The organism is Pontibacillus sp. ABV4_188, from assembly GCF_056311905.1.
In genome coordinates this window covers 2488464-2508980 of the sequence record NZ_CM149975.1, presented here as the reverse complement: position 1 = coordinate 2508980, position 20517 = coordinate 2488464, and the positions used below count along the sequence as shown (strand labels likewise).

Annotated in this window: 21 protein-coding genes and 1 other annotated feature; of the genes, 14 read left to right on the top strand and 7 right to left on the bottom strand. The window is 39.5% G+C overall.

The window, feature by feature from the left end; all coding sequences use genetic code 11:
- Positions 1 to 2 precede the first annotated feature (2 nt).
- A complete protein-coding gene (locus ACYX4O_RS12915; RefSeq protein ID WP_476351482.1) occupies positions 3 to 1496 on the bottom strand; it encodes a flavin monoamine oxidase family protein in 1494 nt (497 codons plus the stop codon).
- A 374-nt stretch (positions 1497 to 1870) separates the two neighbouring features.
- Here ACYX4O_RS12915 and ACYX4O_RS12910 point away from each other — a divergent pair, with 374 nt between their 5' ends.
- The 7 genes from ACYX4O_RS12910 (at position 1871) to ACYX4O_RS12880 (ending at position 8665) form a co-directional block, all read left to right on the top strand.
- Positions 1871 to 2824 carry an ABC transporter permease gene (locus tag ACYX4O_RS12910; RefSeq protein WP_476351481.1) on the top strand — a complete coding sequence of 318 codons (954 nt, stop codon included), beginning with the start codon at positions 1871 to 1873 and terminating at the stop codon, positions 2822 to 2824.
- Positions 2814 to 3764 (top strand): iron chelate uptake ABC transporter family permease subunit, encoded by a 951-nt coding sequence (locus ACYX4O_RS12905; protein WP_476351480.1) that lies wholly within the window; start codon positions 2814 to 2816, stop codon positions 3762 to 3764. The genes ACYX4O_RS12910 and ACYX4O_RS12905 overlap by 11 nt, the downstream gene beginning before the upstream one ends.
- On the top strand, positions 3758 to 4516 hold the full coding sequence (locus ACYX4O_RS12900) for an iron ABC transporter ATP-binding protein (RefSeq protein WP_476351479.1): 759 nt from the start codon (positions 3758 to 3760) through the stop codon (positions 4514 to 4516). Before ACYX4O_RS12905 ends, ACYX4O_RS12900 begins: the two co-directional genes overlap by 7 nt.
- Positions 4517 to 4537: 21 nt before the next feature.
- Complete coding sequence (locus ACYX4O_RS12895; protein ID WP_476351478.1) at positions 4538 to 5488, top strand: siderophore ABC transporter substrate-binding protein; 951 nt, start codon at positions 4538 to 4540, stop codon at positions 5486 to 5488.
- A 21-nt stretch (positions 5489 to 5509) separates the two neighbouring features.
- Entirely contained in the window at positions 5510 to 6325 is an 816-nt protein-coding gene (locus tag ACYX4O_RS12890) for a MerR family transcriptional regulator (protein WP_476351477.1), read from the top strand.
- A 149-nt stretch (positions 6326 to 6474) separates the two neighbouring features.
- Positions 6475 to 7662: a multidrug effflux MFS transporter gene (locus tag ACYX4O_RS12885; protein WP_476357129.1), complete on the top strand. Its 1188-nt coding sequence runs from the start codon at positions 6475 to 6477 to the stop codon at positions 7660 to 7662.
- A gap of 82 nt (positions 7663 to 7744) precedes the next feature.
- Positions 7745 to 8665, top strand: coding sequence for a GNAT family N-acetyltransferase (locus ACYX4O_RS12880; RefSeq protein WP_476351476.1), 921 nt, complete (start codon positions 7745 to 7747; stop codon positions 8663 to 8665).
- A 63-nt stretch (positions 8666 to 8728) separates the two neighbouring features.
- Here the strand turns inward: ACYX4O_RS12880 and brnQ are convergent, their stop codons facing one another.
- The 3 genes from brnQ to ACYX4O_RS12865 all read right to left on the bottom strand — a co-directional run bounded on the left by brnQ (position 8729) and on the right by ACYX4O_RS12865 (position 11421).
- The gene (brnQ, locus tag ACYX4O_RS12875) at positions 8729 to 10081 is read right to left on the bottom strand and encodes a branched-chain amino acid transport system II carrier protein (RefSeq protein WP_476351475.1); all 1353 of its coding nucleotides are present in this window, start codon (positions 10079 to 10081) and stop codon (positions 8729 to 8731) included.
- Between the two features lie 224 nt (positions 10082 to 10305).
- Positions 10306 to 10932, bottom strand: coding sequence for an FMN-dependent NADH-azoreductase (locus ACYX4O_RS12870; RefSeq protein WP_476351474.1), 627 nt, complete (start codon positions 10930 to 10932; stop codon positions 10306 to 10308).
- A 57-nt stretch (positions 10933 to 10989) separates the two neighbouring features.
- Complete coding sequence (locus tag ACYX4O_RS12865) at positions 10990 to 11421, bottom strand: MarR family winged helix-turn-helix transcriptional regulator (RefSeq protein WP_476351473.1); 432 nt, start codon at positions 11419 to 11421, stop codon at positions 10990 to 10992.
- A gap of 145 nt (positions 11422 to 11566) precedes the next feature.
- On the opposite strand from ACYX4O_RS12865, the gene ACYX4O_RS12860 reads away from it, so the two are divergent.
- The 3 genes from ACYX4O_RS12860 to ACYX4O_RS12850 all read left to right on the top strand — a co-directional run bounded on the left by ACYX4O_RS12860 (position 11567) and on the right by ACYX4O_RS12850 (position 15047).
- Entirely contained in the window at positions 11567 to 12436 is an 870-nt protein-coding gene (locus ACYX4O_RS12860) for a pirin family protein (RefSeq protein ID WP_476351472.1), read from the top strand.
- Positions 12437 to 12556: 120 nt separating this feature from the next.
- Positions 12557 to 13702 (top strand): winged helix-turn-helix domain-containing protein, encoded by a 1146-nt coding sequence (locus ACYX4O_RS12855; RefSeq protein WP_476351471.1) that lies wholly within the window; start codon positions 12557 to 12559, stop codon positions 13700 to 13702.
- 82 nt (positions 13703 to 13784) lie between these two features.
- A complete protein-coding gene (locus ACYX4O_RS12850; protein ID WP_476351470.1) occupies positions 13785 to 15047 on the top strand; it encodes an MFS transporter in 1263 nt (420 codons plus the stop codon).
- 187 nt (positions 15048 to 15234) lie between these two features.
- Here ACYX4O_RS12850 and ACYX4O_RS12845 read toward each other — a convergent pair whose 3' ends face one another.
- A complete protein-coding gene (locus tag ACYX4O_RS12845; RefSeq protein WP_476351469.1) occupies positions 15235 to 15639 on the bottom strand; it encodes an RDD family protein in 405 nt (134 codons plus the stop codon).
- Between the two features lie 214 nt (positions 15640 to 15853).
- On the opposite strand from ACYX4O_RS12845, the gene ACYX4O_RS12840 reads away from it, so the two are divergent.
- From ACYX4O_RS12840 to ACYX4O_RS12830, 3 genes are all read left to right on the top strand, one after another.
- Positions 15854 to 16351: a GNAT family N-acetyltransferase gene (locus tag ACYX4O_RS12840; RefSeq protein ID WP_476351468.1), complete on the top strand. Its 498-nt coding sequence runs from the start codon at positions 15854 to 15856 to the stop codon at positions 16349 to 16351.
- Between the two features lie 76 nt (positions 16352 to 16427).
- Positions 16428 to 16979 (top strand): ATP-binding protein, encoded by a 552-nt coding sequence (locus tag ACYX4O_RS12835; protein WP_476351467.1) that lies wholly within the window; start codon positions 16428 to 16430, stop codon positions 16977 to 16979.
- Between the two features lie 26 nt (positions 16980 to 17005).
- A complete protein-coding gene (locus tag ACYX4O_RS12830; protein ID WP_476351466.1) occupies positions 17006 to 17761 on the top strand; it encodes an NRDE family protein in 756 nt (251 codons plus the stop codon).
- Between the two features lie 18 nt (positions 17762 to 17779).
- Here the strand turns inward: ACYX4O_RS12830 and ACYX4O_RS12825 are convergent, their stop codons facing one another.
- Both ACYX4O_RS12825 and ACYX4O_RS12820 read right to left on the bottom strand, forming a co-directional pair.
- Positions 17780 to 18148, bottom strand: coding sequence for a type II toxin-antitoxin system PemK/MazF family toxin (locus ACYX4O_RS12825; protein WP_476351465.1), 369 nt, complete (start codon positions 18146 to 18148; stop codon positions 17780 to 17782).
- Positions 18138 to 18359 (bottom strand): hypothetical protein, encoded by a 222-nt coding sequence (locus tag ACYX4O_RS12820; protein ID WP_476351464.1) that lies wholly within the window; start codon positions 18357 to 18359, stop codon positions 18138 to 18140. Before ACYX4O_RS12820 ends, ACYX4O_RS12825 begins: the two co-directional genes overlap by 11 nt.
- A gap of 129 nt (positions 18360 to 18488) precedes the next feature.
- Positions 18489 to 18707: a binding site (T-box leader), on the top strand.
- Positions 18708 to 18758: 51 nt separating this feature from the next.
- Between ACYX4O_RS12820 and argS the strand changes: the two genes are divergently transcribed.
- Entirely contained in the window at positions 18759 to 20456 is a 1698-nt protein-coding gene (gene argS, locus ACYX4O_RS12815) for an arginine--tRNA ligase (protein WP_476351463.1), read from the top strand.
- Positions 20457 to 20517: the final 61 nt, after the last annotated feature.

Genomic DNA, 20517 nt, shown 5'->3' with positions numbered 1-20517 from the left:
ATTCACTCCCGATTATTCACTTCATTTGCAGCCCGTATACCGGATTGAATGGCTCCCTCGATCCATCCGTGGAAATCTGAAGCGTGTTCTCCTGCGAAGTGTATGCGTCCTTCTGGCTTTTCAATAATCTCAGGGTAGGTTGCGCCTTGGTTAGGCTTAAAAAGGGTGAAACAACCTGCTGAATAAGGATTTTGACTCCAACTATAAGAAGCTCCATTTAGAAACTCACTATAAACTTCTGGCCCATGTATCTTCGCAAGATCTTGTAAAGCTTGATTTATTCTCTCCTCCTCAGGGAGTGCATTCCATAGCTTCGCGTTATCCCCCCAGCTGTAGCTTGCTAGAACAACTCCAGGACCCTGAGTGGGAGATGCGGGGCTAGGGGTGTAAATAAAGCGGTTAGGGAAATCTGTAATAAGGTTTGCTCCTTCTAAGCCTTCTTTCTGCCAAAATCTCTTTTTGAATTCGATTCCTACTTTTGTAGCGGCCACGTAATGTAATTCCCGTATCGCTTTCCATTTATCGAACGAAAACGTTTCATACGGATACACCTCAATAAATTGCAACACTGAGAAAGGTACGGTAATAATCAAATAGTCCCCTCGATACGTATCAATTTCACCTGTTATTGTGTTACGAGCTAGCACCAATACTTCATCTTCGCGATTAATAATTCGTATAACTTTTTCATTAAATTTAATATCCCCTTTGAGTTCTGTTAGGAAAGATTTCGGCAATTGATCATTTCCACCTGTAATTTCATAAAATTCCAAGTCTTCGTTGAAAACGGTATTGACGATGTCAAACAAGATATTAGTAAATGATAGTTCGGCAAATCCTTCAATACCAAGCATCACCTTAACTAATCGAATTGCATTAGGTGATAAAGAAGGGCCAAGGGGGTTAAATCGTAAATAGTTCTCTATTGAATAACGATCAAATTTTTCTAATAAGATTTTCCGTTCCTCTTCATTGCTTGCCTCATACAGTGTCATAAACGGTTGAACAGCATTAATGAGTAATTCCGCAGCGGTTTTTCCTTGTTCTTCTGGTTCTAAGGGGAAATTCAACACCTCTGGATTTTGATTATACTCTTCTCTTGTTGTCTTTACGCCATTAGCATAGATCACATCTTTTGGACTTGAATTAAGAAAACGATTATAAGGAAGGTTAAATTGTTTTATGTATTGAAAGACGAGGGGATGATTGTCGGGGATGCGCATTGCGCCGAAATCTAAATAATTCCCTTTCGAAAAAGGCTCTCTCTTTGTATACACTCTTCCTCCTACCCGATCATTCGCCTCAAGAATGGTCACCTGGTGCCCGGCTTTTTTTAAGAGTGAGCCTGATACAAGACCAGCAAGCCCCGCGCCAATAATGATGACATCCTTTTTGGTGGAAGTTGGGTCTAACCCTTTTTTTATTGTGGTGACCATATCAGAAGGGTAGTTAAGCGTACTGCGGATCGTGCTAGAACCCTTAGACAAACGTTTCATATACGTACCTCCTTTCCTAACACTATATTTATGATTGGAGTGAGGTATTCAATGAATATGTCAGCAACCATTTTTCACTAGGGCGTAAAAAGACTAATGTCTCATCACTAACTAGCAGCAACTAGTCAGTAAACTCAAATATCTTACTATAAAATATTGACCCTCCACTAACTGGAGGGTTTACTATTAACCGTAGTTTTGAGGTGAATAATGTAGCCATCTGAACGATAAGAAATAAAAATATAGTTGATAATGATAATCGTTATCGGTATAATGTATGAATATGAAGGATGGAGAGGGGAGGTTTACGCTTTTTTAATTGAGAATGATTATCTTTGTCGTGCGTGATAAGGAATCAATTAAGAAGTCAGCTTATGAGAGTATGGTATTTAGTTATTACGCTACTCTTGCTATCGTTCGTGTCGGTCTTCGTAGGTGTCTCAAACATAACGATATTTGACATTGGATCGCTAACCGAGCATCAGCGAGACATTCTTTTAATCAGTCGAATCCCAAGGCTATTAAGTGTAGTGATCGCTGGCATGAGTATGAGCGTTATTGGATTTATAATGCAACAACTAAGTCAAAACAAATTTGTGTCTCCAACGACCGCGGGTACTATGGATTCAGCCCGTCTAGGAATATTGATTGCATTAATACTATTTCCTGCAGCAAACATGCTAACCAAGATGGCCGTTGCTTTCTTATTTGCTTTAGGTGGAACCTTCATCTTTATGCAACTGTTAAATCGTATTAAATTTAAAGATACGATTTTTATTCCACTTGTGGGTCTGATGTTTGGGAATATTGTCGGGTCTTTAACAACGTTTATCGCGTATCGTTTTGATCTCATTCAAAGCGTAGGGTCCTGGTTACAAGGAGATTTCTCTATGATCTTAAAGGGGAGGTATGAGCTCCTTTACTTAAGTATTCCAGCTTTATTACTTGCTTACATATTCGCTAATCGCTTTACTATTGCTGGTATGGGAGAAGACTTTGCAAGTAACCTTGGCCTACGGTACCAGCAAGTGAGGAACATTGGGCTTACCATTGTGGCTTTCGTTTCTTCTCTTGTCATTCTAACCGTTGGGACGCTTCCATTTTTAGGATTGATTATTCCAAACATTGTTTCAATCTACCAGGGGGATCATCTGCAGAAGAATCTATTTCACACAGCCTTATTGGGAGCTTTGTTTGTTCTTATTTGCGATATCTTGGGTAGAGTGCTTATCTTCCCATATGAAATTTCGATTGGATTAACAGTGGGGGTTTTAGGTAGTGGTATTTTCCTCTATTTGTTGCTGAGGAGGAAAGCCTATGAATCTTAAACGTCGTTACGTCCTATTGTTCACCCTTTCTGTTTTATTCATTACTTTATTCTTATTTTGGGATGTTGGAAATGCTTTTGGATATGTGTTTCCACGAAGACTTACAAAGGTAGCAGCTATAATTCTGACTGGGAGTTGCATTGCTTTTTCTACTGTTATCTTTCAGACCATTACGAATAACAGAATCTTAACACCCAGCTTAATAGGTCTCGATTCATTATACATGCTGATTCAAACAGCGATTGTTTTCTTATTTGGTGGTCAGCAGCTAGCTATGATGGATAAGGGATGGCACTTTCTTTTATCTGTTGGGTTAATGGTTGTGTTTGCACTCTTACTATTTAGACTCGTATTCCGTATGGAAGGCAGAAACATTTATTTCCTTCTTCTCATTGGAATCATATGCGGGACATTCTTCTCTAGTATATCGTCATTTATGCAAATGTTAATTGACCCGAATGAGTTTTCAGTTGTGCAAGATTCGATGTTTGCCAGTTTCAATAATGTTAACGATGAATTACTTCTTCTATCCTTCTTTCTTGTAATTTTGATAGGGGTTTATTCGAAACCATTAGTAAAGTATTTAAACGTTATGTCACTAGGGAAAGACCAAGCTGTTAATCTTGGAGTTCCTTATGACAAGATTGTTCGGAAGTGGCTTGTAATTATAGCCATTCTAGTATCCATTTCGACAGCTTTAGTTGGTCCGATTACGTTTTTAGGATTACTTGTTGCTAATGTGTCTCATCAGCTATTCCGGACTTATCGACATCTCCATTTAATTAGTGGAGCGATGTTGATTAGCATCGTTACACTTGTTGGAGGTCAACTCATTGTAGAGAGGCTATTCGTGTTCTCGGTGCCGATTAGTGTAATCGTGAACTTTGTAGGTGGCACTTATTTTCTTTACTTATTACTAAAGGAGAATCAATCGTGGTAGAAGTTAAAAAGGTTTCCAAGTCATACGGAAATAAGAAGGTCGTCGACGATGTGTCTGTTCAGATTCATCCAGGGAAGGTAACCTCCTTTATCGGAGCAAACGGAGCCGGAAAAAGTACACTCTTATCAATGGTCAGCCGGTTGATCTCAAAGGATGAAGGAGCCGTTTACTTACACGGTCGTGATATACAATCCATCAAACCAAACGACCTTGCCAAAGAATTATCTATATTAAAACAAAGTAATCACATTACTATTCGCATACGCGTCCGAGAATTGATTAGCTTTGGTCGTTTTCCGTATTCAGAAGGACGTTTAACGAAAGAAGATAAAAGAGAAGTAGACCGAGCTATTCGCTATATGGAATTAGAAGAGATTGAAGATCGCTATATTGATGAATTGAGTGGTGGTCAATTGCAGCGTGCTTACATTGCTATGATCATTGCTCAAGATACGGACTATGTTCTATTAGATGAACCATTGAACAATCTGGATATGAAGCATTCAGTTCAGATTATGAAAGCATTGAGAAAGATGACGGAAGAATTAGGGAAGACCGTTATCATTGTCATCCATGATATTAATTTCGCTTCTTGTTATTCAGACAGAATTGTCGCTTTGAAAAATGGAAGGATCGTTCAAGAAGGCACACGGGATGAAATGATTACAAGTCCTGTGTTAAAGGAAGTTTACGAAATGGATATACCGGTTCAGGTTATTAATGGTGAAAGAATTTGCGTGTATTTCAAATAAAAATTAAAGGAAGTGGAAACGATGAAAAAAGGTTTACTAATGAGTATGTTTGCTTTTACGCTTTTGATTCTTGCAGCTTGTAACGGGAATGCAGAAGGGGCTTCTTCTGATGGGGAATCAAATGAAAAGGAAGATAAAATAACAATTGAGCATGAACTAGGAACAGCAGAAGTAGATAAGAAACCAGAAAACGTAGTTGTGTTCAACTACGGAACGTTAGCAGTGTTAGACAAATTAGATGTAGAAGTTGGTGGTGTAGCTCAATCAAGTTCCATTCCTTCTTATCTTTCAAAGTTCGAAGGAGATGAATATACGAACGTAGGGAGCTTGAAAGAACCAGACTTTGAAACAATCTATGAAATGGACCCAGATTTAATTATTATCGCAGGTCGTCAATCAGAAAGTTATGAAGATCTTTCGGATATCGCACCAACTATTTACTTATCAGCAGATACAGAAGACTTTATGAACTCTTATAAAGACGGTTTAGAGACACTAGGCACTATTTTTGAGAAAGAAGAAGAAGTGGATACGCAATTACAGCAATTAGAAGAAAAGGTAACCTCCATTAAGGACGTTGCAAAAGAGAACGATAAAGATGGTTTAATCGTCCTTTCAAATGGCGGTAAGGTAAGTGCTTATGGACCTGGTTCTCGATTCGGAATCTTACACGATGTGTTTGGTGTTACCCCTGCTGCTAGTGATATTGATGCTTCTACACATGGAATGGATATATCATTTGAGTACATTTCTGAACAAAATCCTTCCTATTTATTTGTCATAGACCGTGATCAAGTAGTAGGTGGAGATACAGTTGCAAGCGAAGTATTAGATAACGATTTAGTTAACGGAACAAAAGCAGACCAAAACGATCAGATCGTTTACCTTGATCCAGAGGTTTGGTATTTGTCTAGTGGTCTACCACCAGTTGGTATGATGGCTGATGAAGTGAAATCTGCTTTAGAGCAATAGCAGAATTGAGGTTTTTCTAAAATGCCCGAGAAATACACCATTGGTCAAATGTCTGAGTTAAATAATATACCTATTAAAACCTTGCGCTATTATGATGAGATTGGATTGTTCACTCCTCATGAGGTAGACCCGCAAACAGGGTATCGTTACTACTCTGTAGAACAGTTTAAAAGACTTGATATGATTACATTTCTTAAGTCCATTGGTGTCCCTCTTAAAGAAATTAAAAAGAAAGTAGAACATAGCACCGTCTCAGAGTTCGTAGAAATTCTAACAGCCTATAAACAAAAGAATGAACAAAAGGTTGAAGAGTTACAACGCATCAATACCATTCTAGAACAAAAGATTAACGATATTGGAAATTCGAGAAGCTCCGTTACAAAACAGCCTGTGATACAAACATTTCCTGAGAGAAGAATTGTGAAGGTGGGCGGTACGTTTCATTCCCTAGAAGACATTGAAGAAGTCCTAAGGGAACTGAAAAAAGATCATATCCCTGTTATGGTAGGGACAGTAGGTTTCACGGTTTCTCTAGAACAAGTGATGGAAGATGAGCTTGAAGGTTATGATGGGATTTTCGTTACGGTTGATGAGCCGAGTGTAATTGGGCATTACCAGCATACCATCATGAGCGAAGGAGATTATGCCATGGCTTATCTAGGTGTAGAGGAAACTAGAGAAGCAGTAAGCTATCAACATTTTCTAGAGTGTGTTGCTGATATGGGTTATGAGCCGGAAGGTCCGTTTTTCATAAGAACGATTGTTGAATCTTTTATATCTCATAATGAGCAAGAACATATTAGGGAAATACAAATAAGAGTTACACCTAAACACTAAAAGAAGTAAGTTCCTTATATTAGTAAGGGACTTGCTTTTTTTTTTATTTAGTTGACTCTCCAGCCCATGTATAGATTAAGATAGCGTGGTACAAAAAAGATTGGAGGGGTTCTATGAATCAAGCTTCTACAGCTTATTATGAAGAACCAATGTATAAAAAAAGTTATATCTTATCATTTATAATTATTTTAGGTTCTCTTAGTGCCTTTGGTCCGTTAACAATTGATATGTATTTGCCGGCTTTACCTACCATTGCCGATGAGTTAAACACATCCGTATCCATAACCCAGCTTAGCTTGACGGCGTGCTTGATTGGTTTAGCTGTTGGTCAGTTAATTATGGGTCCATTAAGCGATATAAGGGGAAGAAAGAAACCGTTAGTATTTGCTCTAGCAACGTACACGTTAGCATCACTATTATGTTTTTTTACAACTTCTATTTGGGCGTTTGTTGCTCTTCGGTTCCTCCAAGGGTTAGGGGGAGCGGCGGGGATTGTCATCTCACGTGCAACAGCGCGTGATTTATTCTCAGGACCGAGCTTAACTAAGTTCTTTGCAACGCTTATGCTTGTAAATGGTCTTGCGCCAATTGTTGCCCCAGTGTTTGGTGGGCAGCTTCTTCAGGTGATGTCTTGGCGAGGTGTCTTTGCTGTTTTAACGGCAATAGGGGGGATCATGCTAATCGTGGTAATTTCGTTCTTACAAGAAACGCTTCCTATTGAGAAAAGAAAAACAGGAGGAATCAAAGAAGTATTCCTGACCTTTGGAGAACTCATAAAAGATAAAACCTTTATGGGCTTTGTATTATCTAAAGGGTTTATTATGAGTTCGATGTTTGCTTACATTTCAGGGTCAACGTTTGTCTTACAAGACATATACGGGATGAGTGCCCAACAGTTTAGTTTGGTTTTTGCCATAAATGGATTAGGACTCGTCCTCGTTACACAAATCACCGGGCGAGGGAGCAAATGGTTGAAAGAAATTTCAATGTTCAAATATGGACTGTTTCAATCCATTGTGTCGAGCTTATTCCTACTTGTTGTGCTTGTTCTTCACGTTTCGGTGATCTGGGTTTGTGTGGCTCTGTTCTTTGTAATTACGAGCGTTGGTATTGTGAACACAACTACCTTTACATTAACAATGAATAACCAGGGAGATCGAGCAGGTAGTGCTTCAGCACTTCTAGGGCTGCTTCCATTCTTGCTCGGTGCGATTGTTTCTCCACTTGTAGGAATAGGAAACGGCACAACTGCTCTTCCGTTAGGAATTGTTATTGCTTCTTGTGCAAGTATTGCTTCCGTTTCTTATTGGGTGCTTGGACGTGCGTCAACGAATTGAATGGATTGATAGAATTGGCTTCTCCTGTGTCTCCGTATAGACATTGGAGAAGCCTTTTTTAGTAGGTAGAGAGGAATGAAAATTGTTTTTTACACCTATTTTTGAAATAATTGGTAGACTATGTTGCTTAAGGAGGAGAAACGATTTGGAGAGCAACTTCTATAATGTTACCAATCGAGCAGATAGAATTTTTAATTTGTTAAGACGTCGTAACACTATAATAGAGCCTTATCATTTCTTAATTAGTGCTTGTGAGGAGGCGACAGGGGTGTGCGGCGAACTTCACTTATATCTGTACCAGCATTTGGGCAATAATTTCTTGGAACAGATTGAAGCGGCGTGTAAAACAGAATCAGAAGAATACATAGAGTTTCATGGGTTAAAGATTGGTTCGGCTTTAGAGAATGTTTTGAAACGTGCAAATGAGAAGAAAGAGAACTACGGCCAAGCTCTTATAAACGAAGGCCATATTCTATTTGCGGTATTGGAATTGGACACATCTCTTAGAGATACATTCTCAAAAAAGATGTTAAAAGAAGTTTTCCAGATAGCATGTGTACCAAGAGATATGACTGTGTATCTAGGAAGTTATACACATAAAGAACTCTCAACTCAAAATAAAATTAGAAGAGTTACAGATTCGGATCTTCCTTATTTAAAAGAGTATATTCGTTCTCAATTTGGAGAGAGGTGGCTTGAGCACATCAATGACTCTCCTGAGAGGGGAGAACTTCCTATTTTTATTGCTGAACAAAACGATTCTATTATAGGCTTTGCCTGCTATGATCTTGTTCGCAATGAAAAGGGAGTATTTGGGCCGATGGGTACCTCAAAGGATAAGCGATTCCAATTTGTTGGCAGAGAATTGTTGGATACGTGTTTAGTAGAGATGGCTAATCTTCATTATCCCTATGCAATTATTGATCAGGCTGGCCCGGTAGAATTCTATGAGAAGGCGTGTGAAGCGAAGTTGATCCCCTTAAAGATCAACAAGAATGAGTAGTAACCTACTGGCGAGATAGCAAGAAGGCAGCTCCCTTGAGGAAGCTGCCTTCTCCTGATTCGGCTACATATAAGGCGTTTCAACAGAACGCTTAGGCCATAGAAGACCAATCACAACTCCAAGCATCGCAGGGAGCATCCAACCAAGCCCTAAACTATAAAGGGGTAAGATGTCAGCATAAAAGGATTGAACAGATTCTAGTACCGATACGGTCCATCCAGGGATGCTCGCAACTAGTGCTTTGTATCCGTCAATGACACTAACAAAGAAGGTAAGAAACATCGAAACGGTGTATACACTACGCTTGTTTCCAAATAACGGGGATGTGAGTCCTAATAAAATGAGCACAATCGCTAATGGATATAGGAACATTAATACAGGAATCGCAAACTGGATAATGTTCGTTAAACCGAAGTTTGCGATGATAAATGAAACAAGACATAGAGTAAGAACAAATGATTTGTAACTGACCTTCGGAACGATGGAGTGAAAGTAATCACTGCATGATGTAATGAGTCCAATACTTGTTTTTAGACAAGCTAACACGATGATGATGGCAAGTAACACAGAGCCAAAAGGGCCAAAGTAATATTGAGCCACTTCTGCGAAGATCAGACCTCCATTATCAAAGGTTCCAATCGCAGCTACACTTGATGCTCCCATGTAAGTGATTAGCCCATAAATGAGCATCATGAGTCCCATTGCTACAACACCAGCTTTCCATGTTGCTTGTGCAATAGCCTTAGGTTCTGTAACGCCTTTTGATTTAATCGCATTAATGACCACGATTCCGAATGCAAGGGAAGCCAAAGCGTCCATAGTATTGTATCCTTCTGTAAAACCTGTCATGAAGGCCATATCCATATAATCACTCGCAGGGCTACTGAACCCACCCATTGGATTTATGATAGCCGCTCCGATCAGAATAAATAGAAAGATCAGGAAAAGTGGGGTTAAATATTTGCCGATATAATCCATAACTTTAGCAGGATTTAAAGAAAAATAATAAACAATAGCGAAAAATACGAAACTGAACACCCCAAGCCATAATGTAACTTGGCCATCACTTAAGAATGGCTCAAAGCCGACTACAAATGGAACAGTGGCTGTACGCGGAATGGCGAAGAATGGCCCAATCGTCAAATAAAGTACCGTCGCAAAGGTTATTCCGAATAATGGGTGTACTCGACTGGCTAAGTCTTGTAAGCCGTTACTACGTGACAGCCCGATGGCTAAGATCCCCATAAACGGAAGCCCGATTGCTGTTATTAAAAATCCAATTAGACCAGCCCAAAAGTTTGTCCCTGCCATCTGACCGAGTTGGATCGGAAAGATTAGGTTGCCTGCTCCGAAAAACATACCAAACAGCATGGTTCCGATCAGGGCGTAGTTAGAAATTGAGAGTTTGTTTTGCATAATTCTTGCCCCTATTCTATGTATGATTAATTCTGATAATTCAATAAAAGTAATACTATCAGGTAATTGTGATAGAGGCAATGAGTTATTTATTTTCATTTATACCTAAATATATTAATATACATTTAATGGTTAGGATACAATTGTTTTATCTCTCATATAGAATGAAAGAATAACCTAAGTAAATGAGCCCGAATCTATATAAATTCGGGCTCATTTCTCTTTTAGAATGTCAAAGCTACTTGTTCTGTTTTCTTTAAGCCATCTTGAATAATTTCTTCTGCTTGGTCTGGGAACTGGTTGTGTCCTTCAATGACAAGTGTTGTAATATCTTCAATTCCCCAGAAACTTAAGATATTTGTCACATAATTAACAGCCATTTCTGCAGACTGAGCTGGGCCTTCTGAGTACACTCCGCCTCGAGCGTTTAATAGAACAACCTTTTTGTCCGTTAACAGTCCTACTGGTCCTTCTGCTGTATATTTGAATGTCTTTCCTGCTTGTGCTAAATAATCGAAGTACGTGTGCAACACAGCTGGTATTGTGAAGTTCCAAAGAGGGAAGGCGAACACAACTTTGTCTGCAGCAAGAAATTGCTCTAAATAACGGTTTACAACAGATGCCGCTTCTTCTTCTTGATCCGTTAATTCGATTCCTTTTGCTTGTTTAAACATACCGTTGATCTTATCCGTGTCATAGTAAGGAAGATTTTCTTCGAATAAATCAAGCTCAGTGATGTGGTCCTCAGGGTGCTTTGCTTTATATTGTTCTAAGAATGTATGGTATAACTTCACGCTTACAGATTGTTCAATCGGTCTTGAATTTGCTTTTATAAAAAGTACATTTGCCATAAATAATGCCTCCAGTAAGTAATTGTTGTTATAGCAACTATATAGGAGAATAGCCCACTATTGTTTTTGGACATTCTGATTGATCTTTGTTAATAATCGCTCAAGCTCGGTTAGTTCGTCATCTGAGATTCCTTTACAAACAATATCATTAAATTCTTCTGCGACTGGAATGACTCTTTCACCAAGTTCTTTTCCACGATCTGTAAGGAACAGCATAAGTGAACGACGATCTTCCTTAGGGTGCGCCCGATAAATGTATCCTTTTTTCTCAAGACTTGAAGACATTCTTGCTATGTTCGTCTTGTCCTTATCAAGCTTCTCGGCTAGTTGATTTTGGGTCAGGCCATCTTTTTCCCAAAGCAACATCATGATTAAGTTTTGCTCAGGTGCCAGATTGAAATCTTCTAATTTAGATTTAATAAACTTTGTAAGATTCAGGTCAGTCTGGTGAATTTTAATACTAATATAATCTTGAAAAGATAACTTCAAAAGATACCCTCCTGAATTTAGTTGCTATACAAACTATTTCACTTACGTTAGTATAATAATATACGAAGAGGTTGTCAATGCAGGGAGAAGAACTGATCTTGTGGTTGTTGCTATGACTACGATTAAACTGGGAGGAGTTACTCTTATGGCGAATGAAGAAAAGGTAAATAGAAGTGTACGAGATTACTGGTACGTGGAGTATGAAGAAATGAACTTCCCGGCTATTCAAAAAGGCTGGGTGCTTCCGGTCGAGCGTTGGCGGGAGTTGGACCCGTTTATTCTAATGGCAGAGGATTGGTTTAAGAAGGGTACATTTCCAGATCATCCCCACAGAGGCTTCCAAACGATTACGTATGTGATTGATGGAAGATTAGAGCACATCGATAACGGAAGCGGGCGAGATATACTTGAACCTGGTGATGTTCAATATATGAATGCCGGGTGGGCTGCTCGTCATGCGGAAGATGGAGTAGAAGATGACGTTGCTCACACTCTTCAATTATGGCTTAATCTACCTCAAGATCAAAAGCAAACCGAAACACTTTATCAGAACGTGTATGCGGAGGATACTCCGATAGTTAGTTTCAACGGAGGCACCGTTAAAGTGTATGCCGGAAACATAGCAGGAGTAACAGGGCCAATGGAATCCATCGTTCCCTTTACATTATCCGAAGTAAACCTTACAGAAGATGCATCGTATACACTAGAGCTCCCTGAGGATCATAATGCTTTTCTATATGTCCTGTCAGGGGACGTAGAAATTGGAGAAGAGAGTACTAGCTTAAAGAAACATGGTGTTGCTACACTGAGTTATGAGGAGGATGGAGACACAGAAAAGCTAAGTACACTTCACCTTAAAGCAAACAAGAGAAGAACAAGGGTGCTTGTTTATTCTGGTCGTCCACTTAAGGAGACCATCGTTCCCCATGGTCCATTTGTTATGAATACAATGGAAGAGATTAAGCAAGCTTTTCAAGATTTCAGAGATGGGAAGTTTGGACCTCCTGCCGTGTAACGCTTTAATTCTTATCTACGAAAAGGCCGCAATTTTAGAATGAAATTGCGGCCTTTTTATAGACTGATTCAGAAGGTTTTGAAATAATTGGTATAAGGAGTCTTTTTGGAGGGTGGATATATGGGAGAAATTATGTTGTTACAAAACGAAGGTATTATAAAATATAGGACAATTTCCATTCAGTTGCTACCAAAGGAATTCCAGCTTTTTCAATACCTGTATAAATGGCCTTCAAGAATATTCACAAGAGATGAACTCCTTGATGTGGTATGGAATTTAGAAGCCCCAACTGACAGAACGGTCGATGACCACATCTACCGAGTTCGCAAAAAGCTAAAAGCTTTATCTTCTGTGGTTGAGATTGAGACCGTAAGAGGGAAGGGGTACCGTTTGAGAGTTCATAAAGAGACACAAGTTAGTCCTTTATTAAAAGATGGGGAAGTATCTACAAACGTAAATACTTTGTTTCATAAATATCACTTGTATGGACAAGGGGATGCCTTGAAGGTTCTTGAAGAGAATCAAGCCATATTTGGTGTGACCTTAGATCGCCAGAGTCGCCTTTATCTCCAATTCATGAAAGGGGATATTAGAGGACTTGTCGAAACGGAGGAAGTCACCTTTTGGGAAAAGTGCTACTATCTTTTACATATCTATTCTTACATACAGCCCGATCAAGAGAAGAGTTTATCTTACTTTTTAAAGGCTATGAATACACCGGACATTCCAAGTTTTCATAAAGACGAAATCAGACTTTTAAATCGTATCCCACTCCTCATTTTTACTAAGCACTTGGAAGACGCGGAACAATTGTTTCAAGAATCTAAGAAAGAGATTTATGAGAGGGAGCTTGAGGGCTTTATCCCACTCCTCTACTTAACAGAGTTATATCTGGCATTTTTGAAAAAAAGCGGCTCAGTAATAGAAGAAAAGCTGCTTGATATGGAACAATTACTAGTGCAATACCCTTATTCTAGAGAGCAGTCCACCTTCTTTATTATAAAAGGCATCTATCATCTCTACAAAAACGACCATGAGGGTGCAGAAAGATGGTTCCACAAAGGGTTTAAACAATTTACGGAAGCGAGCTACGCGCCAGGTGAGTTAATTAGTGTGAATCTTATTCTTTTCTTTATGAAAGAGTTTAATAGTAAAGGGGCTATTACAGAGCGTTATCAACACCTTATGGATCAGTATGCTCAAAGCTTTCATTTTTCGGATTTAGAGCAAAAGATATATAAACAGTTACACGACCACTTAGGGTAGCAGCCTAAAATTTCTCCTCTGATAATCTTCTGACATTCGCACATTATGATGTGATTAAGAAAAAAATCAGAGGAGGATGAAGATGGAAAAGAAGGAATCCATTTGGCGAAATCGAAATTTTGTACCTTACTTTTTAGCCAATGCCCTATCGAACCTTGGCAATTGGTTTGACTTTGTAGCTGTTCTTATTTTATTCAGATATACGTGGCAAGCAGATCCGATGTTAATTGCGCTAATCCCGATTATGTATGCTATACCTAGTATCCTATTAGGACAATTTGCAGGTGTATTTGCAGATCGAAAAGATAAACGGAAACTACTTATTTACTCAGACTGGATTCGTGGAGGGCTGACTCTGTTGATCGTATTAACCACTTCACCTTGGTTTGCGCTCCCTGTCCTTTTTTTGCGCAACGCTGTGGGAGTAGTTAGTTTTCCTGCTCAACAAGGCTTAATGAGAAGCATCGTAGTAGAAGAAGATATTATGAAAGCAGTAACGATTAATGGAAGCTTATATCAACTTATGAAAGTTGTAGGCCCCCTGATCGGTGGTTCCGTAACGGGTTTCTTCTCACCAGAAGTATCCATAGTAGTGAATGCTGCCTCCTTTATACTGTCTGGGATGATTTTACTTAAGGTAGAAGTGAAACATCAAGACCTTGGGGAGAATGAAGTTCAAGAGATCAAAGAAGCGAGCGGTTTCTTCACTTCATGGAAAGAAGGATGGCGTATCGTTTTAAAAAGCCAGGTCCTCTTTGCCAGCATGATGTTTGGGATTGTAAGCACATTAACGATTCAAATGATTGATACTCAAATCGTAACGTTGTTTAGTGAGGTATTTCCTAATAAACCTGAACTAACGGGGTGGGCGATTTCTGGCATTGGGATGGGTTCCCTTATTGTAGTTCTTTATTTAAATCGATTAGATGAAATCCTTAGGTATGGATGGTTCTTCGGTATGGGTAGTGCGTTGATAGGAATCATGGTTCTTGGGTTTGGTTTCCTTGATCCCTTCAACCTAGTGACTGTAGCCCTAGGCCTTTCAATTATTGGTGGAATAGGGAATGGAATAACATTTACAGCTATCAATTACCTTATACAAAAAGAACCACCTCAAGAAGCGATTGGCAGGGTGTCAGGAATTGTGGATTCTACTTTGAGTGTCTTATTTATCGCTGGCCCCTTGATTGGAGGTATTCTCATTAGCCAATTTGGGGTATTGCTGGCTTTTAGGGGAATTGGGTTAAGTTTGGCAGTGATAGGACTCTTGGGAATTGTTCTACAGAATTTCATCTGGGGTGAGCGCCACACATTCTCGAATTGTGATTTGGAGAGTGAAGCGTAGCCTTAAGAAGAGAGGGGAAAGTGCAGAACTTGTTTTTGTACAATAGGTAGGTGTCCAGATTAAATCTAAAAATGCTTTGTATAAATAAAAACCGCATTCCTATTAGGAATTGCGGTTTTTCTTATTTTTTTAACTGTCATACAAGCCGGGTCGTATAGAAGTAGTGAGGTTAAAGGAACATCTTTATTTATCTTTCATCCCTCACATACGTACCAGCAATAAAGTCATGAATCGCTCTCTTGTCTTCCCTTACAGCGACCATAATGGAACTGACGATAAAGGCAATTCCTATTGTTAATCCGTAAAGAAGACCTGCAACGATTACACGCAGGATCATGGTTAGAATCGTAACATTCTCACCGTTCTTCTTGACAATCCGAACATTCATTAACCGCTTTCCAATCACATAGCCTTTCCAGACCACAGGGACTATGATTAAGTATAGGATGCTTAGTAAATCTGTAATATTATAATCCTCTTTATAGAAATCACCATAGAAAAGAAATGTAATAAAGCTTAAGATTACCCCGACAATGATTCCGTCTATAAGGTTAGCCAGAAAACGAACCCCAAACCCAGCTGGACGTTCCATTGGATCTCCTCCTCATAAAAGCATAAATTTCTCCCACATTGTACTACTCTTGAAAAGCGGTTCCAATTAATTTTAATCGTTCATCTAAAAAATCCATTCGTTATTAACTATTCTTGTCAGGGTGAAAACATGACGAAATCCCATGATTTAGTAGACGATTGTGGGTTGATTTGAAATAATTAGTGTAATACGAATGCAGTGGTGAGGTGAGGGTGTGGAGAGAGTATACTTTAGGGACTACAGAATGGATGATGAACCGTTTCTTGCTTCTATGCTACAAGATCCTGAGATGATGAGTTATATAGGAGAGGGGAAACCGAGGGACGATAAAGGAGTTCATCGTTTCATGAGAAAGATTCTGGACACATATGACAAGAATCCGAGTCTCGGTTTGAAGATGCTGATAAGAAAAGAAGATGATGTCAAGATTGGACACGCTGGAATTGTTCCTCAGACAATTGAGGGGACAGAGGAATGGGAGATTGGCTATTGGATTGCCCGTCCTTATTGGGGGGAGGGTTATGCAACAGAGGTGGCTAATTCTCTGAAGCATTATGGATTCCGACACTTAAAGGCTAAGAAACTTATATCCCTTATCCAGCCTGAGAACATGGCTTCTAGAAGAGTAGCTGAAAAGAATGGAATGATAGTAGAACGGTTTATTAAGTTATCAGGTAAGGAAGTGCTCGTGTATGCTGTTTTAAGGGAATAAGAAAAGAATTAGTTTCATGGATAGAAGCATGTCTTTTATGTTCTCATGGTAAACCTAGTTGTAGGAGGTATTAAGGTTGAATCGCTACGCTATATTAACCGTTGGAAAAACCCATAGTGGTAAAAGCACATTTGCTAAAGAGTTGCACCACCATCTATCAAATTCCCATATCATTGATCAGGACAATCACGCTACGTTTATAAATACGCATTATAAAGATATGCTTCCTGAAGAGGGGCCAAACGTTTTGAAATATGTCGTATCACAGTCCATTCTCGATTATGCACTAGATTATACCCAGGCCCACTTGATTCTATCTAATGCAAATTTATCGAGAGTGGGTCGTTCAAAGCTGTTGGACCAATTTCGCCAAAGAGGGATTAAGACGATACTCGTTTACTTCGATCTTCCTAATCAAGTCCTGGAAGAAAGAATAGAACGAACGAATCGAAGTACCGACATATTTAGAGTTGCCACTACGTTTGAAGAAGTGCTAAAGGGGCAATCTGTCAATGAACAAGAAGATCTTTTACCACCTACAGTATCGGAGACGGATCATTTGTTTGTAATAAAAGGCGCAAAAGACACTCAAACTGTCATTAGTGATATTTGCAATATTGCAGAATAGTTCATAGAAGATTGAGGGGATGGACAATGTGTTTAATTAACTTTGCTTATAAAATAGATGATACTTATGATTTAGTTGTAGCAGCAAACCGCGATGAGTTTTACCAAAGGGAAACAGCCAAAGCCCACTTTTGGGAGGATGCTCCACATGTGCTTGCAGGGAGAGATCTTGAAAAGATGGGAACATGGCTAGGTGTCACGAAGGAAGGGCGTTTTGCAGCACTGACAAATTATCGAGACCCAGGTGAAGATACAGAAGGAAAGCGTACGCGCGGGGAGTTGGTAAGTGATTTCTTGAAAGGAACCGCGTCACCGAGAGAATATCTAGAGGCTGTTCATGAGAGGAACCATTCATACCCAGGCTTTAATCTCGTCGTTTCAGATGGGGAATCTTTATTCTATTATTCAAACCGCGAACGGGATATTCGGAAACTAGAGCCAGGCATTTATGGCCTGAGCAATCATCTGTTAGATACACCGTGGCCGAAAGTGCAAAAAGGTAAAGAAGGATTGGGGGCGTGCTTGGACAGTGGCTCAAGTGAATTGGATCCTTGTCTATTTCAAACGCTTCAACGAGCAGAGCCTGCTAGTGATCAAGATCTTCCTGACACTGGCATTCCTCTAGAATGGGAGCGAAGCTTATCTCCTCTCTTTATTGATACGCCGAAGTATGGAACAAGAGCTTCTACATTGGTCTATCAAAACCAAAACCAAATTCGATTTGTTGAGAGGGTATACGAAGGTGAGTCCTTTGAAGATCGTATTTTTGAAGTAGATCAATGATAGTTGCAATGAGGTGTCTTACGTATTTATGGAATTAGGGGAGTGAGGGAAAAGGTCGAGGAGCATTAACATAGTGGTGTGGAAGTCGTGATTGTCTATTATACCTATTTTCTTAAACACGAGTTCTTTTTCTATAGTGAAAATTTTATTAGGAAGAACCCATTGTTGTTCGTAAAGTAAACCGTTCGAAGAGGTTTTTGTAATTTGATGTTCATACCGATCATGATGTGGGTTTTTCTCTTTGCTAGTAATGGCCGCGCAAATTAATTTGTTATATTGTTGAGTGTGAGTGAAGATATTTAAAACAATGGCCGGACGTTTCTTGGAAGTATTCTGATCGACAAATGGAAAGGGTACTAAAACGATGTCTTTAGAGTTAAATGTCATTATAAGCATCATCCTTTTCATTATTCCAGTCTTCGCCTAAAGACTTATTGATAAGGTTATAATACAGTTCATCTTCTTCAGTTAAGATTTGCTCCATCATGGATTTGATTCGTTCCAAGTCGGTTTTAATATGGTCGCTGTCTTCTGTTGATAAGGATTGAATCAACTCGTTTATTTCTTTAATAACGTCTGCTTTCTTTAGTGTTTTCATTTCTGTTTCCTCCTTTCTGATATTATTATAAACGTCTCAACGTTTATTTCCAACAAGAAGGGTGATTCGTTCGTCAGAATGCCTTTACAAACCTTAAGCCCTTCTATATAATAATTTCCAATTAAACAATTTTAACCTGTGAAGAAGAGAGTAGTCGTTTGATGACCTTTAGAGAGCCGGGGATGGTGGAAGCCTGGTGGTAAACAAGCGATGAACCGGACTTTTGAGGTATAGCTCTGAATGAAAGTAGGGGCTGTCGGGACTTGCCGTTATCAAGTACATAAGCTGACCTTTCTTTTTCTGAAAGGTAATGAGAGTGGCACCGCGGAAACGATACCCGTCTCTCCTCCTGTAATGGAGGAGAGGCGGGTTTTTTGATGCAGAAAGGGGAATATGAGAATGAATGTTACACATGAGATTACGACGTTGTTGGCAAACGAATTAGACGAACACCTATCACCCGAAAAGATTGAAGCGTTACTGGAAGTACCGAAACACAGCAAGATGGGTGACCTTGCATTTCCATGCTTTGAACTGGCAAAGATCTTCAAGAAAAGTCCAGCTTCCATTGCAGATGAGCTATCCATACACTTACAACCATCACCTTCTGTTGTGTCTCATATGGAAGCGGTTGGACCATATGTGAATTTTTTCTTTAACAAAACATCCTTTACAGAAGAGGTTTTAGAAGCCGTTCAGTTAATGGGTAAGCTTTACGGTGCTCACACATTTGGCAATGGCAAGACGATCACGATGGATTTATCCAGTCCCAATATCGCAAAACCTTTCTCGATGGGGCATCTTCGTTCAACTGTAATCGGAAATGCAGTAGCCAATATTCTAGAGAAGTGTGGCTATACTGTATTTCGTTTAAACTACCTCGGCGATTGGGGGACGCAATTTGGTAAATTAATCGCTGCTTATACGATGTGGGGGGAAGAGGAGAAAGTGCGTGCCAATCCCATTCAGGAATTACTTAAGCTATATGTGAAATTTCATGATCAAGCAAAAGAAGATCCGTCCCTTGAGGAGTTAGGACGTTCCTGGTTTGTAAAACTCGAACAAGGTGATCAAGAGGCAACGAAGTTATGGGAATGGTTTCGAGAAGAATCTCTTCATTCCTTCGGGTCGATCTATGATCTTCTTAATGTCTCCTTTGATTCTTACAAAGGAGAATCTTCTTTTCATAAGCAATCCGAAGAGATTTTGAAGATGTTAAAAGAGAAGTCATTGCTTGAGGAGTCGGATGGAGCTCTTGTCGTACGTTTAGATGAAGAAGGGATGCCACCTGCTCTGATTCAGAAATCAGACGGTACGACACTTTATACAACCCGCGATTTAGCTGCAGCTATATATAGAAAGGAAACGTACAATTATGCTGCCTCTTTATATGTTGTTGGAAATGAACAAAGCCTCCACTTTAAGCAACTTCGCGCTGTATTGAAGAAAATGGGCTACACTTGGGCAGATGAAATTACGCACGTTCCCTTTGGCATGATGCTTAAAGACGGTAAGAAAATGTCCACTCGTAAAGGGAAAGTTGTTTTCTTAGATGAAGCACTACAGAAATCGATCCAGTTTGCGAAAGAGAATATTGAAGAAAAGAATCCTGACCTTAATCAGAAAGAAGAAGTGGCACAGAAGGTCGGTGTTGGAGCAGTCCTGTTCCATGATGTAAAAAACGATCGCCTCAATGACGTAGAATTCTCTTATGAAGAGATGCTGAAGTTTGAAGGGGGCACGGCTCCTTATTTGCAGTATACGTACGCTCGTGCCAAGTCGATCTTGAGAAAAGCTGAAGGAGTCACTACCCCTTATGCCTTTAAAGAAGAGGACTGGGAGTACACATGGTCTATTGTTCAAAAGCTAGATGGTTTTCCTGGAGTCATCAAACAGGCTGCAGCAAACTATGACCCTTCGAAAGTGGCTAAATATCTATTGAAGCTCGGTCAAGCGTTTAACAGTTATTATGCGAATGTACGTATATTAGAAGAAGGGCCTTACTTAGGTGGACGTTTAGCGTTAACAGAAGCTGTAGCCGTTGTGATTTGGGAGGGGTTGAGTCTGCTCGGAATAGATGTACCGGAAGAAATGTAAAAACATTTAAGGTGAATGAAGTGAAGGGAGGAAGAGACCATGTGATGTAGGTCCAGTCTCT

Coding starts and splice junctions, on each gene's coding strand:
- ACYX4O_RS12895 (WP_476351478.1), top strand. CDS start 4,538: ATGAAAAAAGGTTTACTAATGAGTATGTTTGCTTTTACGCTTTTGATT.
- ACYX4O_RS12885 (WP_476357129.1), top strand. CDS start 6,475: ATGTATAAAAAAAGTTATATCTTATCATTTATAATTATTTTAGGTTCT.
- ACYX4O_RS12820 (WP_476351464.1), bottom strand. CDS start 18,359: ATGAAAACACTAAAGAAAGCAGACGTTATTAAAGAAATAAACGAGTTG.
- argS (WP_476351463.1), top strand. CDS start 18,759: ATGAATGTTACACATGAGATTACGACGTTGTTGGCAAACGAATTAGAC.
- ACYX4O_RS12890 (WP_476351477.1), top strand. CDS start 5,510: ATGCCCGAGAAATACACCATTGGTCAAATGTCTGAGTTAAATAATATA.
- ACYX4O_RS12910 (WP_476351481.1), top strand. CDS start 1,871: ATGAGAGTATGGTATTTAGTTATTACGCTACTCTTGCTATCGTTCGTG.
- ACYX4O_RS12855 (WP_476351471.1), top strand. CDS start 12,557: ATGGGAGAAATTATGTTGTTACAAAACGAAGGTATTATAAAATATAGG.
- ACYX4O_RS12915 (WP_476351482.1), bottom strand. CDS start 1,496: ATGAAACGTTTGTCTAAGGGTTCTAGCACGATCCGCAGTACGCTTAAC.
- ACYX4O_RS12825 (WP_476351465.1), bottom strand. CDS start 18,148: ATGACATTTAACTCTAAAGACATCGTTTTAGTACCCTTTCCATTTGTC.
- ACYX4O_RS12870 (WP_476351474.1), bottom strand. CDS start 10,932: ATGGCAAATGTACTTTTTATAAAAGCAAATTCAAGACCGATTGAACAA.
- brnQ (WP_476351475.1), bottom strand. CDS start 10,081: ATGCAAAACAAACTCTCAATTTCTAACTACGCCCTGATCGGAACCATG.
- ACYX4O_RS12845 (WP_476351469.1), bottom strand. CDS start 15,639: ATGGAACGTCCAGCTGGGTTTGGGGTTCGTTTTCTGGCTAACCTTATA.
- ACYX4O_RS12905 (WP_476351480.1), top strand. CDS start 2,814: ATGAATCTTAAACGTCGTTACGTCCTATTGTTCACCCTTTCTGTTTTA.
- ACYX4O_RS12830 (WP_476351466.1), top strand. CDS start 17,006: ATGTGTTTAATTAACTTTGCTTATAAAATAGATGATACTTATGATTTA.
- ACYX4O_RS12850 (WP_476351470.1), top strand. CDS start 13,785: ATGGAAAAGAAGGAATCCATTTGGCGAAATCGAAATTTTGTACCTTAC.
- ACYX4O_RS12860 (WP_476351472.1), top strand. CDS start 11,567: ATGGCGAATGAAGAAAAGGTAAATAGAAGTGTACGAGATTACTGGTAC.